This is a genomic window from Janthinobacterium sp. 17J80-10 (assembly GCF_004114795.1).
Classification (GTDB): domain Bacteria; phylum Pseudomonadota; class Gammaproteobacteria; order Burkholderiales; family Burkholderiaceae_D; genus Paucimonas.
Map to the genome: position 1 here is coordinate 2,832,049 of NZ_CP035311.1, position 15,954 is coordinate 2,848,002.

Consider the following 15,954-nt stretch of genomic DNA (forward strand, 5'->3'; position numbering starts at 1 on the left):
GCATGGCGCGGCCCCGCCAGCCGCGTCCTTGCTGCGTGAATGACCCTGATTTTCTGGGCTAGCGGCCCCAAGCACGCTCACCTTAAACGCCAGATCCGGGTATCTAACGGGTTGAGATATTAAAAAGTTGCATAACTGATATCACAACAAGAAAGCATACGAAAGTTGCCATAAAGTCTATATTTCATTGCAATTACTGCGATGCAGCATAAGCGACCTATCGGATCGCCAGTTTATGCATGAATCGCAGCGCACAAAAAACCATGAATTCCAGGGAGTTTGACAATGAATTTAACCCGAACATTTCATTTACTGGCTGCCATGCTGGGTGCCAGTCTCTGCCTGTACGGCGGCACCGCCGCAGCCCAGAGCACGGCAAAACTGCATAACCTTTCCCTGCCTTACCTGGGATGGTCTTACCCGACCGCGCCCACCACGCTGGAAACCGACCTGAAATTTCTGGCAGATCCGGCTACCACTGCCGGCTGGTTTTTGGCCCACCAGTTCGGACTGGACGACGCCAACGGCATCAACAAGAGCGGCGGCTACATTGGACTGCAAACGAATACGTTGAACATCAATGCCAAAGGCGTGATTTTTTCCATCTGGGATGCCACTGTGGCAACCCCGGGACCGGGCGCGACCTGCCAGCCTTTCGGCGGCGAAGGCGTCGGCATGCAATGCTACAAGGCCTATCCCTGGGTCGCCGGCAAGACTTACCGGCTGCGTGTGGTCAATGAGCGCGGCAGCACCTTCAACGGCTACATCATTGACATGAGCACGACCACACCAACTGCCACCTACATTGGCCAGATCCAGGCGCCCGCTGGTTCCGTTACCTTTGCTCGCGGCAGTGTCCAGTGGGCCGAATTCTATTCGCAGTTTCCTGCCAATTGCGCCGACTATCCCTATATCAAGGCGCAGTGGTCACGCCCGAAAGGCAATGACGGTGCCATCCTGGCTGCGCAGCCAACCATGCAATACGCTGAAACGCCTTATTGCAAGAACGCGGCAGTCTTCAGCAGCGGCGCCGATTACATCATGGAAGGCGGCAATCCCGGCGCAAGCACCCGGCAGCACCTGACCAATTCGACCAACAAATACGTCAACCAGGCCACGACCAACGAGGCTTGCGGCGGCGCCGGACTGAAAGCGGATACGGGAACAATTGCGGCCTGTACCGGCCTGGTTCGTGTACCCCTGGCTGGCGGCAAGGTCGCCCTGCAGGCGGAAAACGGCAATTACCTCAGCTGCGCCGGCGGTGGCGGAAGCACAGTCGCGGCCTCCGCCAGGACCGTCTCGACGAATGAAACATTCACCGAGACCCTTGCGTCCGGCAAGGTGTCGTACAAGAGCAGCGGCGGACGCTACCTGACTGTTGCCAGCTATGGCACCCTGGACCTGAAATGCAGCGCCTATTTCGCCGGCACCACGGAAAAATTTACGCCGTTTGCCAACAAGGCGCGCACGTCGACCGTCACAGTCTCCAGCGAAAACCCTGTCTCCAGCCAGACCGGCATCAAGGCGATCGACGGCAGCGCCACCGGTTTCCCGGTCGACCAGACGCGCGAATGGACTACCAATGGCGAAAATGTCGGCGCCTGGATCCAGTTGAAGTGGGCTGTGGCCACGCCGGTCAAGCAAGTGATCCTGTATGACCGCCCCAACCTGTATGACCAGATCCTCGGCGGCACCCTGCTGTTCAGCGATGGCTCCAGCATCCCGGTCGGCGCCCTGCCCAATGATGGCAGTCCGCTCAGCATCAACTTCACCAGCAAGAACGTCAGCTGGGTGAAATTCCGGGTCGATCAGGCAACGGGCTGGGTCGGACTGGCGGAACTGGAAGTCTTTTAAAAACCCACTCGCAGGCTGGCCCGGGTGCTTTGCACAGCAAGGAAAATCTCGCGCAGAAATGCGGTCAGGCCGCAGATAAAGGCCAGCATGGCAAGGATGAACAGGCCGGCAATGACTGCAGACAGTTTAATTGCCAAAAATGCATCAATAAATGCACTGGCAATCATGACACCGACTATCAGGCCGCAAATAACCTCGCTGGTGAGGGCGATGTAAATCATGCGCAGCCGGCGCCCAAGCAAGCCGAGTTCAAGCTGCTTGAAAGCGGCTTCGTCGTCCGTGACGGGCGTTTCCGGTTTTCTTTCCAGGACGCGGATGCGATCAACGATGCGCACCAGGCGATTGGTCAGTACGCCGATAATCGTACCTACGGCTGTAAGAAGGAATACGGGGGCAACTGCCAGTTGAATGACGTGCGTAACGTCATCGACTTGAACGAAGGGAAACAGAACAAACTCCTTCCTTTTGGAAACGGCCAAGGCCAATGCTAGCTAGTGTAGCAATTTTGGCTTGCCCGCAACACCAGCGCAACAGTAAAAACGCGCTGGTGGGAGTCTGGGTGCCGTGCTTAGCGACGGCGGTGCTGCGGACGCGGACCGGCAGGGCCACGCGTTTCCAGATGACGGAACGTGATACGACCCTTGCTGAGATCGTAAGGAGATAATTCGAGGGTTACCTTGTCACCCGCCAGAATGCGGATGTGATGCTGACGCATCTTGCCGGAAGTGTAGGCGATCAGTTGATGGCCATTTTCCAGGTCGACACGATAACGGGAATCGGGCAGCACTTCGGCAACCTTGCCATTCATTTCAAGCAGTTCTTCTTTCGCCATACGGTTTCCTTTTAAAAATGCGCCGGCCAAGGCTGGCGACATGTATTACGTTGTATTACGTGCAGTTATTTGTCAGGGCAACCCCGGCAAGTACCGCCGAAAGGCACGCGTACTGGCCGCAGTGCCGAATAAAGGGCGCAAATGCAAATTGCCGTGAAAATACTGTGAAGCTGTCGCCCAAGCTACCAACGACAAAAAGTGAAAGGGGTGGTGCGCCACCATCGATCCAGCTGCTGCGCCTTGCTTGAGGCTTCAGTCAGCCCCTGGACCAAACCCAGGACTTATCCGAAGGAACGTAACATTATACCGCAGTTTATGCTTAGCCTTCAGTTGCCCTTCCCATTGCCGCGCTCCTCCATTTACGCCCTCCCGCCGGACGACAGCTGCAAATTTGTAAGGGAACGTAATAAGCGCCAACCGGCAATGAATTCCGTTATCCAATGTACAGGTAAAAATTTAATCCGGTGCTGATATGAAACACATTATTGCCCTTTTTGGTTTAAGCGCCCTGCTGGCCGGCTGCGTGGCAGTCCCCTATGACGCTGACACCGTGTATTACCCGGCGCCGGCTGTCAGCGCGACTATTTCAAGCGGCTATTATCACGGCTATCCTGCGCCCAATCCGTATTACCGCCCCTATCCTTATTACCAGCCGCCAGCGTATGTAACCCCGGCGCCGGTCATCGTCGCGCCCCCGGTACAATTTAATTACAACAGGAATGTCAGGCCGGGTGTGCAAGAACGCCACCATCAGCGCCAGGAAGGCGCAGAGGATGGTCAACGCCGGCGCGACGGCGAACGTCCAGACTGGCAGCGGCGTGATGGCGGCAGGCAAGGTGGCCGACCTGAATGGCGGCGGGACGACCCGTCCGGGCAGTCACGCGACCATTTTCGCAACCGCTAGGCAACGCGGCACCGCCGCTCCCGCCGGCGCCCTCAGGGCGCCGGTTGCGGCGCTGGCGGCTGCAATTCGATAACCCGGGTTTGCGCCTGGTTCGTCATCATGTCGATCACGCGGCAGTCGCCGCACATTTTCAGCCGATCCGGATTGCCAGAAAAGGCCCCATGTTCCGACAGCTTGGCCAGCATCGAATTAATCATTTGCAAGGTGCCAAATGGCTTTCCGCATCGGATGCAGCAGAACGGCTGTGATTCGTTCAGCACGATGGCCGCTTTCGCCGTCGCCGCAAAGGAAATGCGGGGCGCCAGCGAAATAGCCTGTTCCGGGCAGGTCTTTTCGCATAAGCCGCACTGCACGCAATTCTTTTCCACGAATCGCAGCTGCGGCGCGTTCTGGCTATCCATCAAGGCAGATTCAGGGCAGGCTCCCACGCAGGACATGCACAGGGTACAGGCCGCCGTGTCGACGACAACCGCACCGAAGGGAGCGCCCACGGGCAACGCCACCTGCTCTTGCGGAACGGGGGCATGGCGATGCAGATGCTCGAGCGCAAAATCGAGCGCATTGCGCTTGTCGGCTGCCACATGAAAGCTGGCCGCCCGCGCCGGTGATTCGCCCAGCGGCATGCACTGGAATGCGGCCTGCAGCTCTTGCGCCGTGGCAACCTGTAAAAGGCGGCAATGCATGCCGCCATAGCCTAGCCCCGACAATATGGTTTGTGCGATTGCCATCTGGCGTTCCAGCGCCTCAAGATATTGCGGCGCTTCTTCATCGGTGGCCAGCACTGCAATACCACTGGCGCCATAGGCGATGGCCGCCAGCCACAAGTCCATGCCCACGGACGCCGTGTGGTGCACCTCCAGCGGTAAAAGCCTGGCGGGGATTTCCGGATGCCCGCCGCTTCGGGCCAAATGCGCCGCTTCCCGCAGCAGCATGCTGCCGCGCCCGGCACTGTGGACCAGGATGACTGGCTCACTGCCCCCTGCGGTGGCGAATGCCGAGAGCATCGTCTTGAGGCGCCGCCCCGCATGGGGCGCATCTGGCCACGCATAGGCAAGCGCCCCCGACGGGCACACCGTGGTGCAGGCGCCGCATCCCATGCACAGGTGCGGCTCGACGCGAATACGGTCGCCGGCGCCGGTGATCGCCCGGGTCGAGCAGACGTCGATGCAGGCACTGCAGCCGGTGATATGATTGCGGCTGTGTGCGCACAGCCGCTCCTTGTAATGAAAGTATTTGGGCTTCTCGAATTCGCCGACCATGTGCGCCAGCTGCAAGGCAGCGTCTATCTGCGCGGCAGGAGCGCCTCCTGGGGCAAAATAGCCCTGCGGCGGCTGGTGCTGGGTCAATAACGGTGTCGGCGACAGGTCCAGGATCAGGTCGAATGTGCCACCGGCACCGCCCCCATCGTGAGCCGGCGTATTGCCGGCCAGCGCATCGGCACTCTGCCAGCTTGCCTTGAATGCCCCCAGCCAGCCCGTGATACGCACGTCGCGCCCCGCATGGACCGGAAAACCATATGCCGGCGGTGAGATGCCCGCCACGGCGCCGTCAGCATCCGCAACCAGCAACACGCTCACGGCAAGCTGCGGACTCAGCAGCGCTGCCAGCGGCATTGCATCGGCGGCCCGGCCGATGACGAGCGTGCGGCCGCTCGATGCATAGGTGACGCCGGACACCGGATCGGGCGGCGGCAAGGCGCCATCGGCCAGCAATGCGGCGGTCCTCGCCAAGTTCTGCAATTGCATGCTGGCCGCATCAAGAGGGGTACTCATACGGCGTCTCCAGGGTTTTGCCGCGAGGCGTCACCCAGCATGTGCTGGTCATTTTCCTTGTCCTGGCCGGCGCCGGCGCCCTTCTCGGCCTCCGCCGCTACCTGCTGCAGGAAGCCCTGCGCCTGATGCAGCGCAGCCAGCATCGCCGCCGACACAGGGTCTGGGCGGTTGTAGTCGCCCATGTAAATATCGAGGCCATCGACCAGATTGAAATGCGGGTCTGAAAAAAGGCGTTTAAGCGCTACGCGCCGCACGGCCTTGTCGACGCCTTGCGCCACAAAGGCCGAGTAGTCCGACTCAGGCGTCAGGCGTACAGCGTCTTCCATGGTGGGCAATCTGGACTGCGCCGTTGCGGCGGCGGAAACGTCCGGCACGGCACTTTCCGGACCGGTGTCTTCGGCAATAGCGGCATCCCTGCCGGCCGGTGGCAGCGACTGCGCCTGGCTGCCGCTTTTCAGTCGCGTCCAGCGCTGCAGAAATCCTTCGTTATCCATCGTCTAGCCTCCCCTTGCCCCGGTATCCGGAAAAAGCAGTTTATCCATGCTGCCTGCCGCGACGTCCCTGTGCTGGCGGCTGATAATGCGCCTGCAAGTAGCCTGCGAGCCAGGCATGGATTTCGCCAGGCATGGCGACACCGTCCGCGGACTCGCCCGAATCCAGCATGCGTGTTCCCTCGGCATAGCTGACCGATGCCTGCACCGGCATGGCCTGTCCATGCAGCATGCGCCACAAGACAAACACCTTGGGTTCGGGCGCAATGCAGTTCTCGAAGTAGCCATCGTTTTCGTCGGGATAGAGTTCCAGCTGCAGGCCGGAGACGAGGTAATGCTTGCTGTCGCCGGCGCTTTCCAGTTCCTGCAGTGGCGGCAGGCCGCCGCAGTCCGGCACCACGCCGACCGCAGCCCAGGCGTCATCTGCCCAGCGGTGATGGACGATGCGGTGCTCCATGATGACGGCAACCGGCATGCTGGCCATGCGCATCAGGATTTTCTCCTAGCGCCCGGCCGGCGCTGGCGGCGCCGTCCCGGCTTTTTCGCTTGTCACCGGGGCTGCCTTGGCCGCGCTTCCCATCTGCCCGCCAGGCTGTCCCGATGCGCCCGCCTGTGTCGTGGGCGCGGCAACCGCGGCGGCCGGCGCTGCAATGGGCGTAGGCGCATGCACTTGCCTGCCGTGGGTCGTGGCATTGCTGCGCCAGCGACCTGCGACGGTATCCATCGAGGCAAGCAAGGCCTGCTTGTCCTTTTCCGCCTGGGCTGCTGCCTGGGCCTTTTTCGCGGCAGCCGCGTCCTGCGGCGTCGCGGCAGGCGCCGTCACGCCGTGCGAAGGCCCGCGCCCCGTTTCCTGTACGCTGCCTCCGGTGGCGGCGCCGCCGGTATTGCCGCCGCTGCCGCCGGCAATACCCGGCGTACCGCCGGCATACGTGCCGTCCTTCGTTGGCCCAACGCGCCCCATCACTTCGCCGCTGCTGCCACCGCCAGAACTCACCTGGCCGGGAAACTTGGTCTGCGTCGCGCCCACAGCAGGCTGCTGGCGCCGGTCGCATCCCGGCAAGCCAAGCAGCATGCCTGCCGCTACGACATACAAGATAACTTTTGCTTTGCTCATCGCGTCATCCTTGCGTATCTTTGCGTTCGGCGAGCCAGTACTCGTGGTGCTCGCGCGCCCATGTCTCGTCGACAGAGCCGTAGCGCATGGCACGGTAGGCGTGCGGATCGCCCAGCGTGCCCATGTAGATATGCCCCATTGCCGCAAGCATATACAGCGTCGCGCCGCCGAGATGCAGGAAATTGGCCATCTGCAGCACGAAGCGGGTCTGGCCAAACGTGACAAAGTCCAGTATCAATCCGCTGATCGACATGACCAGGCCAAGCAGGGTCACCCCGCCCCAGAACCACAGCTTTTCGCCGGCATTGAAAAATCCGGCGGGGACATGCTTGTGCGACGCCAGGCCGCCGCCTGCCTTCACCCATTGCCAGTCGCGCCGGTTGAAGAAATTCCGGTCGAGGAAAGTGAAGAACATCAGCACCGAGCACAGGATGAACAGCGGGCCGACAAAGTTGTGCAGATACTTGGAAATGATCGCAATCCACGAAAACACTTCGGCACCCATCCATGGCAGGAGCAACTTCTTGCCGAAAAGGATGACCAGGCCGGTAAAGGCCAGCACCAGGAAACTGATGGCGGTCGCCCAGTGCACCGTGCGCTCCCAGGAACTGAAGCGCGTCACGCTGCGGCCGGATTCCGGCTCGGCCAGGCGCGCCGGTCCCGCGGTCAGGTAAAAACCCAGGATCAGCAGCGGCACCACCAGCAGCAGGACGCCGGAAACCGTCGCGATCGGGCCATTGCGCAAGGTGCGCCAGGTATTGCCGCCGCGCTGCAGGATCACGTTGCCTTCGGATGAACCATACTGGCCAAGGAAATGGCGGTCGATATGCACCTTGCCGGATGCCGCCGTGCCCCAGCCGGGCTCCCGCACATCCTTTTCCGTCTGCAAGATGGTCTGTTCCTCGGCATACGCCGGCACGGCATCCTTGTTCGGCACGGCGGCAGGCGCCATGCGCGGCAGCAGCGCCAGCAGCAGCAATGCCGCCAGCATCGCCCGCAAGCGCTGCAAGGTCAGGAATGCATTCATGGTAGGCCTCCAGTTTGGTGACGGGGCTGCGCGGCCGCCTGCATTACGGACGGGCACGGCCATACTCGTTTTGCAGCCGGTTGCGGTCGGCGATCGCGGCCGACCACGCCAGCCTGTCGTTGTGAAAATAGACGTCTGCATGCAACTGGTCGCGCTTGCCGTTGTAGTAGCCGTCGACCCAGTGCGGGTGCTGCTCCACCTCGAGGCAGCCGGACAAGAGCAGGAGCGGCAGCGCCGCTGCAAGTAAGCGATTGAGCGTCATGATGGAAATTTCTTCGGATTGTTCTGGAAATCGTCCGGCACCTGGTTGGGCCGCGCCCCCTCGCCCCGGACACCCATTTCGCCACCGCGCCGCGGCTGGCCGTAGGCGATTTTCCAGCCCCACAGTTCCGGCCCATACCCGCGGATTTCAACGCGCTCGCGATAAATGGCGGCAATGATGCTGGAGTCGCCGCCCAGCAAGGCCTTGGTCGCGCATTGCTCTGCGCAAGCGGGCAGCTTGCCTTCGGCGATGCGGTTGCGGCCGTATTTCCTGAATTCGGCTTCGGAGGTATCGGCTTCCGGCCCGCCGGCGCAGAAGGTGCACTTGTCCATCTTGCCGCGGTGGTTGAACGCGCCGGTTTCCGGAAACTGCGGCGCGCCGAACGGACAGGCATAGGAACAGTAGCCGCAGCCGATGCACTGGTCCTTGTCGTGCAAGACGATGCCGTCTTCAGTGTGATAGATGCACTCGACCGGGCAGACCGCCATGCAGGGCGCGTCCGTGCAATGCATGCAGGCAACCGAAATGGAATGCTCTCCCGGCACGCCGTCATTGATCGTCACGACCCGCCGGCGGTTTACGCCCCAGGGCGTTTCATGCTCGCTCTTGCAAGCCGTCACGCAGCCATTGCAATCGATGCAGCGCTCGGTATCGCAAATGAACTTCATTCTTGCTGCCATCGGATTCTCCTTGCCGGCTGCGCCGGATCGCTACGTCAAGCCCGGGCCAATCGGCATATCGACACCTTGGTCTCCTGCATCATCGTCACCGCGTCATAACCATAGGTCCAGCCGGTGTTGACCGCCTCACCGCGCGCAAGCGGCGCCGCGCCTTTCGGGTAGTGCTCCAGCAAGTCCTCGCCCATCCACCATCCGCCAAAATGGAATGGCATCCAGACGATGCCGGGAGGCACCCGCTCGGTCACCATCGCCATCATCTTCAGGCGCGCGCCGGTCGGCGTCTCCACCCAGAGGTACTTGCCGGTGGCCGCGCCGACCTGCGCAGCATCGCGTGGATTGACCTCGACGAACATGTTTTGCTGCAGTTCTGCCAGCCAGGGGTTGGAACGCGTTTCATCGCCGCCGCCTTCGTATTCCACCAGGCGGCCGGAAGTCATGATCAGCGGATATTCCTTGGAAAAATCCGCTGCCTGCACCGATTTGTACAGGGTCGGCAGGCGCCAGAAAGCCGCCTTGTCGTCGTAGGTCGGGTATTTCGCCACGAGGTCGCGGCGCGGCGTCATCAGGGGTTCGCGGTGCACCGGCACGGGGTCGGGGAAATTCCAGACATTGCAGCGCGCGCGGGCATTGCCGAACGGCGCGCAGCCATGGCCGATAACCACGCGGATGATGCCGCCCGAGTTGTCGGTCTTCCAGTTCTTGCCTTCCGCCTGCGCCTGCTCCTGCGGCGTCAGCTCGCTCCACCAGCCCAGCTTTTTCAGGAATACGTGGTCGAACTCCGGGTAGCCGGTATCGAGTTCGCTGTCCTTGGTGGTGGAGCCGTCCGCCGCCAGCAGGCTTTCGCCATTGCGGTCGACGCCCCAGTTGGCGCGAAATGGCAAGCCGCCTTCGATAACCGGCTTGGAAAGGTCATACAGCAGGGGCGTGCCGGGATGCTTCAGTTCCGGCGTGCCCCAGCAGGGCCAGGGCAAGCCATAGTAATCGCCCTTGCAGGGTCCGGACTCGGCACGCAGCGTGGTGGGGTTAAACGTATGCTTGTTTTGCATGTGCAGCTTCAGGCGCTCCGGCGAACAGCCTGTATAGCCAATGGTCCAGCATGAGCGGTTGATCTCGCGCAGGATGTCCTCGATCACCGGTTCATTGTTGACGACCTTGATGTTCTTGCAGAGCTCATTGGCAAAGCCGAACTTCTGCGCGAACAGGTACATGATTTCCTGGTCGGTCTTGCACTCGAATAGCGGCGCAATCACCCGCTCGCGCCACTGGATGCTGCGGTTGCTGGCGGTGACGGAGCCGGACGTCTCGAACTGGGTCGTGGCCGGCAGCAGGTAGACGCCATCCTTGCGGCCATGCATGGCCGCGGTCATGGTGGGATAGGGATCGATCACCACCAGCATGTCCAGCTTTTGCATGGCGGCCTTCATGTCCGGCAGGCGCGTCTGGCTGTTGGGCGCATGCCCCCAGTAGATCACGGCGCGCAGGTTGCCGGGCTGGTCCACGTACTCCTTCTTTTCCAGCACGCCGTCGAACCAGCGCGACACCGTCAGTCCCGGTTTTTCCATCAATTGCTTCGAACCGAAGCGCGCGAGCAGCCAGTTGTAGTCGACACCCCAGGCCGTGGCGAAGTGCTTCCATGCGCCTTCGGCAATGCCGTAGTAGCCTGGCAGCGAATCGGGGTTGGGCCCGACGTCGGTCGCCCCCTGCACATTGTCATGGCCCCGGTAGATATTGGCGCCGCCGCCGGAGACACCGATATTGCCCAGCGCCAGCTGCAGGATCGATAGCGCGCGCACATTGGCGGTGCCGACATGGTGCTGCGTGATGCCCATGCACCAGACCACGGACGAGGGGCGGTTTTTCGCCAGCAATTCGGCTGCCAGCCGCACATGCGCCTCCGACACGCCCGTGACATCGGCGACCTTGTCCGGCGTCCACTTGGCAACTTCCTTGCGCACCTCGTCCATGCCATGGGTGCGCTCGGCGATATATTTCTGGTCTTCCCAGCCATTCTGGAAGATATGCCAGAGCATGCCCCACACTAGGGCAATGTCGGTGCCGGGACGGATGCGCACGTAATGGTGCGCAAAACGCGCCGTGCGGGTAAAGCGCGGATCGACCACGATCATTTTTGCGCCCAGTTCCTTGGCATGCAAAAAATGTAGCATGGAGACCGGGTGCGCCTCGGCCGGGTTCGAGCCGATGAACATGACCGCCTTGCTGTGGTGCAGGTCATTGAAGGAATTGGTCATCGCCCCGTATCCATAGGTCTGGGCGACGCCGGCGACAGTGGTCGAATGGCAGATGCGGGCCTGGTGGTCGCAATTGTTCGATCCCCACATCGAGATGAACTTGCGCATCAGGTAAGATTGTTCATTGCTATGCTTGCTGCCACCAATCATCATCATGGCATCCGGCCCGGCTTGCTGGCGCAGTTGCAGCAGGCGGTCGCCGATTTCATTGATTGCCTGTGTCCAGGAGATGCGCTGGTATTTGCCATCGACCAGCTTCATCGGGTAGCGCAGGCGATGCTCGCCATGGCCGTGCTCGCGCACCGAGGCGCCCTTGGCGCAATGCGCGCCCATGTTTAGCGGCGAATCGAAGGCGGCGTCCTGGCGGATCCAGACACCGTTCTGCACCACGGCCTCGACGGAACAGCCGACCGAACAATGGGTGCAGATGGTGTGCTTGACCTCGACCGCGGCGGCAGCCGCGGCTGCCTTCGGCGCGGCCGCGTGGGCCGGCGCGATCACATTCAGCGGCAGGTGGCGGGCCAGCACGCCTGCGCCGGCAGTCACGCCAGCCCGCATCAGGAAAGCACGGCGGTTCATGGTCGCGCCAATGGCGTGCGCAGTGCCTTCATGCAACGATGAAGGTGCGGATGCCCCGCTGCCTCCGGAAATCTTCACAAGTGACATGGACCGGCTCCTGCAGGAAATTACCAGTAGCGCGCGCTGCGATAATACTGGCGCACATGTTCGGTTTCACGATACCCGCGCCCGGACGCTTCCTGCGCCGCCACTGAAGCAGGCGGCAGCACCGGCGCCGATGCCACGCCCTTGCCGAACAGGATGGCGAATGTGCCGAGCGCGCCTGCACCGCCCGCTGCGCCCAAAAACCAGCGTCTGCTGCCATCCAACTTGCCGGATTCATGCTGTGCCATAGGACCTCCTCAGATTCTTGCCGATACTGCCAGTTCAGTGACTGTTGAGCTCGTCTGCCATGTCGAATGCCTGGGCTTCGACCAAAAAGAATTCCCTGGAAAATTCCGCCACGCGCCGGTAGAAATTCGCTTCCTGCAAGGCGCAGATCTCATCCAGGCAGCGGCTGCTCCAGGAGGCGATATGCTTCTCGAAAAACTGTTTTTGACGGTCAAGCGGCTGACGCAGCGCACCGACGCCGGCGCCGCCGGCAATCATGAGCCGCATGGCTTCGCAGAGCGCCGCCAGGTGGTCTTCCGTCTCGCCGGCACCATCGATGCGGGCGAGACCAAGTTGCGCCAGCTCAGTGCGCAAGGCAACCAAGGGTTTTTCATGCAGGAAGCCTCCCAGATAGAGGGAGGCATAAGGATTGATTTGCGGCGTGCCGGCACTGATGAATAAATCGTTGAATTCTTCGTGAACCGCTGCGGCATCGAGGACGCCGGCAGCCAGTACGAGGCTTTCCCAGGCCCGGTCGAGCGGATGGTCAGTCGCGAGCGAATCCAGGGAATCCGCCGCGGCAAGCGCGTCCAGCAGGCCGGACTCGGGCGGGGTGATCAGCAGGCGGGCAATGAGGGCATACAGATCGGCGCGGGCCTGCTCTTCACGCGCGAGCGGCAATAGCACAGCCGCACCCAGTGGCGTGGCGCGGCCGCATTCTTGTGCAGGAATGGCTTGCATCTGTCTCCACCCTTTTGGTGTCTTTCCTGGGCATTTCCTGCCCTATTTGACAGAATAGGCGTGAAGTCAGTTGGTGGTCAGGCAACCATCCATATGTATTGGACTTGAATCAATAAAATGAGGTAAAGCGTTTTTTACGGGAACTTTAAATCAAGCCTTCGAGGGCTAATACATCGACCGCGTCGCCTGCCTTTACGCTGTCTTGCTGATGCGACAGGATGACGATGCAATTGGCTTCCGACATCGACCGTAGAATGCCGGAGCCCTGTGCGCCGGTGATGCGCACCTGGGGAACGCCGCTGCTGTCCTGTGACAGGATGCCGCGCTGGTATTCGGTGCGGCCCGGCTTTTTGCGAATATCCGATTGCGAAGCTGCCCGCAGCACGGGCAACTGGTCGCTCTGCGCCCCCATCATGCGCAGCAGGGCCACGCGCGCAAAAAAATAAAAGGTCACCATGACCGCCACGGGATTGCCAGGCAGGCCGAACAGCCATGCCGCCTTGCCGTTCGAGGCAATCCTGCCAAATGCCATGGGACGCCCGGGGCGCATGGCGATTTTCCAGAATTTCACGTCGCCCAGGCGCGCCATGACTTGTTTGGTGTAATCGGCCTCACCCACTGACACGCCGCCGGACGTCACCACAACGTCGGCGTTTTCACAGGCGCTGCGCAATGCCGCCTCCAGCGCGGCCTCGTCATCCCTGACCACACCCATGTCGAGTATGTCGCATCCCAGGCGTTGCAGCATGCCGTACAAGGTATAGCGGTTGCTGTCGTAGACACAGCCTGGATCGAGCGGCTCGCCGAGCGAGCGCAGCTCATTGCCGGTCGAAAAAAAAGCTACCCGCAAGCGCCGCCGCACCGGGACTTCAGCGATGCCCAGCGAGGCAATCAGGCCGAGGTCCGCCGGCCGCAGAATCCGTCCTTTCAGCAAGGCAGGTGTACCTTCACGCAAGTCTTCGCCTTGCAAACGGCGGTTATCCCCCACTTTCGCGACAGCGGCGGGCATCGTGACCGTCGTTTCGGTCACCGTCAGGACAAATTCCTGCGGCACCACGGTATCGCAGCCTTCCGGCATTGGCGCGCCGGTCATGATGCGCACGCACTCGCCAGCCTTCACCGCTGATTCATGCACCATGCCTGCATGGGTATGGCCGACCACGCGCAAGTCAACCGGGCCCTCGCCCAGCAGGTCGACGGCGCGCACGGCATAGCCATCCATGGCCGAATTATCCTGCGCCGGGACATTAATGGGCGAAATGATGTCCTCGGCCAGCACACGACCCAGGGCAGTACGCAAGGCCAGCCTTTCGACGCTGTCCACTGGCGCGACGCATTGCCGCACGATCTGCTGCGCCTGCTCGACGGTCAATGCATCCGGATCGTAACCGGACAGGCAACTGATGATTTCTGAAACAGAGGGTGACGGCATAAAGGTTTTATTGTTATCGCCTGGGGCGCGGGTGGGTCGACAACCGCTATTTTGCCTGATGTTGCTGCAATTCATCCAGCGTATTGATGTTGCGAAATGCTATCTCGTCGGGGAATTCCACCTCCACTACGGCGAGCGAACGATACCAGGCATCCACCTTGCGCCCTCCCTGTTGCAGGTAATCGTCCAGCCGCGGCAGCAATGCCGTCTTCAGCAGGCAAAATACCGGCTGCGGCTGGCGGCGGCCAGCCTCCAGTGTGACGGCAACGGCCAGATCCGCCCGGGCTGTCTTCAGCGCGCTGCCTAAGCGCTTGACCAGGTCGGCCGGCAGGAAAGGCGAATCGCAGGGCGCCGTCACCAGCAATGGCGTGGCGCAATGCATCATCCCGCTCTGCAAGCCCGCCAGGGGGCCTGCAAATCCGGCCAGTACGTCCGGCCAGACTGGATAGCCGAAGCGGCCGTACACATCGAGGTTCTGGTTGGCATTGATGATCAGGCCGCCCACTTGCGGGCCGAGCCGCTCGATCACATGCGCCACCATCGGCTTGCCGTCGAGAAGTTGCAATCCCTTGTCGATGCTGCCCATGCGCGAACCGCGGCCGCCGGCCAGGATCAAGCCCGTCACAGTTGAAATGTCGATTTCCATGGCTGCAGTATAAATTGAATCTCGCAAGGGAAACGGCAGGGAAATTGATGACGCTCAAGCACCGACAGGCCGGCGCCCGTCGTGAGACGTCATAAACTGGCTAGACTTGTTGAACGACAAGCGGCCGCGCGCATCGAATCAAGTGGCCTCGTCCGCCTCTGCAATGCAGCGCAAATCTTAGCCATGCCCTATCGTCCGCAAATGTCGACCGCCAGCGTTGCCCTGACCCGCGAAGTGCGGGCCATCGACGAACGCGGGCGGGCTTCCGTCATCGCCATTCCGGCGGAGCGGCCATTGACCGTGTACGTGGATCGGCAGGAACTGGTAACGCTGATGACACTGGGCGCGGCGCCCGAAGCCCTGACGCTCGGCTACCTGCGCAACCAGCGGCTGGTGCGCTCGGTCGCGGACGTGACAGCCATCCAGGTCGACTGGGAAGTCGATGCCGTTGCCGTCACCACCCGCCATGGCATTGCCGACCTCGCCGAGCGTACGCAAAAAAAAGTCGTAACGACCGGTTGCGGCCAGGGCTCGGTCTTTGGCGGATTGATGGATGAAATCGCCCAAATCACCCTGCCGGCCGAGGCGCGCCTGCATCAATCGGTGCTGTATGCGATCGTCGACACCATCCGCACCCAGCCCTCGATCTATAAACAGGCCGGGTCGGTGCATGGCTGCGCGCTTTTTTCCGCTGAGGGCGAGATGCTGTATTTTGTCGAAGACGTGGGGCGGCACAATGCTGTCGATGCCATCGCCGGCAAGATGTGGCTGGATGGCGTCGAGGGCGCCGACAAGGTGTTTTACACGACCGGGCGGCTGACATCGGAAATGGTGATCAAGGGTGGCCAGATGGGCATCCCGTTCTTGCTGTCGCGCTCCGGCACCACGCAGATGGGGCACATGGTGGCCGAGCAGCTCGGCATGACGCTGCTGACGCGCTGTACCGGCAAACACTTCCTGCTGCTGACGTCCTGCGAGCGCCTGATTGCGCAACCTTCACTGGCGGATACCGTGCGGCTTGCCTGAGCCGCACATCCCTGCCGACGTCGAGAATGCCCCGCC

Annotated in this window: 17 protein-coding genes; 3 read left to right on the forward strand and 14 right to left on the reverse strand. The window is 61.6% G+C overall.

All coding sequences use genetic code 11. The annotated features are described in order from the left end of the window. The first annotated feature begins 285 nt into the window (after positions 1-285). A complete protein-coding gene (locus EKL02_RS12655) occupies positions 286-1,854 on the forward strand; it encodes a DUF3472 domain-containing protein (protein ID WP_128902385.1) in 1,569 nt (522 codons plus the stop codon). On the opposite strand, the gene EKL02_RS12660 is transcribed toward EKL02_RS12655, so the two are convergent. Both EKL02_RS12660 and infA read right to left on the reverse strand, forming a co-directional pair. After that, on the reverse strand, positions 1,851-2,333 hold the full coding sequence (locus tag EKL02_RS12660; RefSeq protein WP_206732388.1) for a DUF2721 domain-containing protein: 483 nt from the start codon (positions 2,331-2,333) through the stop codon (positions 1,851-1,853). The genes EKL02_RS12655 and EKL02_RS12660 overlap by 4 nt on opposite strands. 89 nt (positions 2,334-2,422) lie before the next feature. Continuing rightward, positions 2,423-2,686, reverse strand: coding sequence for a translation initiation factor IF-1 (infA, locus tag EKL02_RS12665; protein ID WP_128902386.1), 264 nt, complete (start codon positions 2,684-2,686; stop codon positions 2,423-2,425). Positions 2,687-3,158: 472 nt separating this feature from the next. On the opposite strand from infA, the gene EKL02_RS12670 reads away from it, so the two are divergent. Next, positions 3,159-3,590 (forward strand): hypothetical protein, encoded by a 432-nt coding sequence (locus EKL02_RS12670; RefSeq protein ID WP_128902387.1) that lies wholly within the window; start codon positions 3,159-3,161, stop codon positions 3,588-3,590. A gap of 32 nt (positions 3,591-3,622) precedes the next feature. Here the strand turns inward: EKL02_RS12670 and EKL02_RS12675 are convergent, their stop codons facing one another. The 12 genes from EKL02_RS12675 to mobA all read right to left on the reverse strand — a co-directional run bounded on the left by EKL02_RS12675 (position 3,623) and on the right by mobA (position 14,892). Continuing rightward, positions 3,623-5,362: a 4Fe-4S binding protein gene (locus EKL02_RS12675; protein ID WP_128902388.1), complete on the reverse strand. Its 1,740-nt coding sequence runs from the start codon at positions 5,360-5,362 to the stop codon at positions 3,623-3,625. Further along, positions 5,359-5,856, reverse strand: coding sequence for a DUF3306 domain-containing protein (locus EKL02_RS12680; RefSeq protein ID WP_128902389.1), 498 nt, complete (start codon positions 5,854-5,856; stop codon positions 5,359-5,361). The genes EKL02_RS12675 and EKL02_RS12680 overlap by 4 nt, the downstream gene beginning before the upstream one ends. 40 nt (positions 5,857-5,896) lie before the next feature. After that, a complete protein-coding gene (locus tag EKL02_RS12685) occupies positions 5,897-6,343 on the reverse strand; it encodes a DUF3305 domain-containing protein (protein ID WP_128902390.1) in 447 nt (148 codons plus the stop codon). A 12-nt stretch (positions 6,344-6,355) separates the two neighbouring features. Beyond that, positions 6,356-6,967, reverse strand: a complete 612-nt coding sequence (locus EKL02_RS18400; RefSeq protein ID WP_206732389.1) for a hypothetical protein — start codon at positions 6,965-6,967, stop codon at positions 6,356-6,358. A gap of 4 nt (positions 6,968-6,971) precedes the next feature. Next, the gene (locus EKL02_RS12695; RefSeq protein ID WP_128902391.1) at positions 6,972-7,994 is read right to left on the reverse strand and encodes a formate dehydrogenase subunit gamma; all 1,023 of its coding nucleotides are present in this window, start codon (positions 7,992-7,994) and stop codon (positions 6,972-6,974) included. Positions 7,995-8,037: 43 nt separating this feature from the next. Further along, positions 8,038-8,256 carry a hypothetical protein gene (locus EKL02_RS12700; RefSeq protein ID WP_128902392.1) on the reverse strand — a complete coding sequence of 73 codons (219 nt, stop codon included), beginning with the start codon at positions 8,254-8,256 and terminating at the stop codon, positions 8,038-8,040. After that, the gene (gene fdh3B, locus EKL02_RS12705) at positions 8,253-8,936 is read right to left on the reverse strand and encodes a formate dehydrogenase FDH3 subunit beta (RefSeq protein ID WP_241687707.1); all 684 of its coding nucleotides are present in this window, start codon (positions 8,934-8,936) and stop codon (positions 8,253-8,255) included. Before fdh3B ends, EKL02_RS12700 begins: the two co-directional genes overlap by 4 nt. A gap of 35 nt (positions 8,937-8,971) precedes the next feature. Further along, positions 8,972-11,851 (reverse strand): formate dehydrogenase subunit alpha, encoded by a 2,880-nt coding sequence (locus EKL02_RS12710; RefSeq protein WP_128902393.1) that lies wholly within the window; start codon positions 11,849-11,851, stop codon positions 8,972-8,974. Positions 11,852-11,871: 20 nt separating this feature from the next. Continuing rightward, positions 11,872-12,096 (reverse strand): formate dehydrogenase, encoded by a 225-nt coding sequence (locus tag EKL02_RS12715; RefSeq protein ID WP_128902394.1) that lies wholly within the window; start codon positions 12,094-12,096, stop codon positions 11,872-11,874. A 34-nt stretch (positions 12,097-12,130) separates the two neighbouring features. After that, positions 12,131-12,814: a molecular chaperone TorD family protein gene (locus EKL02_RS12720; protein ID WP_128902395.1), complete on the reverse strand. Its 684-nt coding sequence runs from the start codon at positions 12,812-12,814 to the stop codon at positions 12,131-12,133. 145 nt (positions 12,815-12,959) lie between these two features. Next, entirely contained in the window at positions 12,960-14,246 is a 1,287-nt protein-coding gene (glp, locus tag EKL02_RS12725) for a gephyrin-like molybdotransferase Glp (RefSeq protein WP_128902396.1), read from the reverse strand. 46 nt (positions 14,247-14,292) lie between these two features. Further along, on the reverse strand, positions 14,293-14,892 hold the full coding sequence (gene mobA / locus EKL02_RS12730; RefSeq protein WP_128902397.1) for a molybdenum cofactor guanylyltransferase MobA: 600 nt from the start codon (positions 14,890-14,892) through the stop codon (positions 14,293-14,295). A 183-nt stretch (positions 14,893-15,075) separates the two neighbouring features. On the opposite strand from mobA, the gene EKL02_RS12735 reads away from it, so the two are divergent. Continuing rightward, entirely contained in the window at positions 15,076-15,918 is an 843-nt protein-coding gene (locus EKL02_RS12735; protein WP_128902398.1) for a formate dehydrogenase accessory sulfurtransferase FdhD, read from the forward strand. The last annotated feature ends 36 nt before the right edge of the window (positions 15,919-15,954 follow it).

Excerpts from the sequence above, each read along its gene's own strand:
- EKL02_RS12655 (WP_128902385.1), top strand. The coding sequence starts at position 286 with ATGAATTTAACCCGAACATTTCATTTACTGGCTGCCATGCTGGGTGCC.
- infA (WP_128902386.1), bottom strand. The coding sequence starts at position 2,686 with ATGGCGAAAGAAGAACTGCTTGAAATGAATGGCAAGGTTGCCGAAGTG.
- EKL02_RS12670 (WP_128902387.1), top strand. The coding sequence starts at position 3,159 with ATGAAACACATTATTGCCCTTTTTGGTTTAAGCGCCCTGCTGGCCGGC.
- EKL02_RS12675 (WP_128902388.1), bottom strand. The coding sequence starts at position 5,362 with ATGAGTACCCCTCTTGATGCGGCCAGCATGCAATTGCAGAACTTGGCG.
- EKL02_RS12680 (WP_128902389.1), bottom strand. The coding sequence starts at position 5,856 with ATGGATAACGAAGGATTTCTGCAGCGCTGGACGCGACTGAAAAGCGGC.
- EKL02_RS12685 (WP_128902390.1), bottom strand. The coding sequence starts at position 6,343 with ATGCGCATGGCCAGCATGCCGGTTGCCGTCATCATGGAGCACCGCATC.
- EKL02_RS18400 (WP_206732389.1), bottom strand. The coding sequence starts at position 6,967 with ATGAGCAAAGCAAAAGTTATCTTGTATGTCGTAGCGGCAGGCATGCTG.
- EKL02_RS12695 (WP_128902391.1), bottom strand. The coding sequence starts at position 7,994 with ATGAATGCATTCCTGACCTTGCAGCGCTTGCGGGCGATGCTGGCGGCA.
- EKL02_RS12700 (WP_128902392.1), bottom strand. The coding sequence starts at position 8,256 with ATGACGCTCAATCGCTTACTTGCAGCGGCGCTGCCGCTCCTGCTCTTG.
- fdh3B (WP_241687707.1), bottom strand. The coding sequence starts at position 8,936 with ATGGCAGCAAGAATGAAGTTCATTTGCGATACCGAGCGCTGCATCGAT.
- EKL02_RS12710 (WP_128902393.1), bottom strand. The coding sequence starts at position 11,851 with ATGTCACTTGTGAAGATTTCCGGAGGCAGCGGGGCATCCGCACCTTCA.
- EKL02_RS12715 (WP_128902394.1), bottom strand. The coding sequence starts at position 12,096 with ATGGCACAGCATGAATCCGGCAAGTTGGATGGCAGCAGACGCTGGTTT.
- EKL02_RS12720 (WP_128902395.1), bottom strand. The coding sequence starts at position 12,814 with ATGCAAGCCATTCCTGCACAAGAATGCGGCCGCGCCACGCCACTGGGT.
- glp (WP_128902396.1), bottom strand. The coding sequence starts at position 14,246 with ATGCCGTCACCCTCTGTTTCAGAAATCATCAGTTGCCTGTCCGGTTAC.
- mobA (WP_128902397.1), bottom strand. The coding sequence starts at position 14,892 with ATGGAAATCGACATTTCAACTGTGACGGGCTTGATCCTGGCCGGCGGC.
- EKL02_RS12735 (WP_128902398.1), top strand. The coding sequence starts at position 15,076 with ATGCCCTATCGTCCGCAAATGTCGACCGCCAGCGTTGCCCTGACCCGC.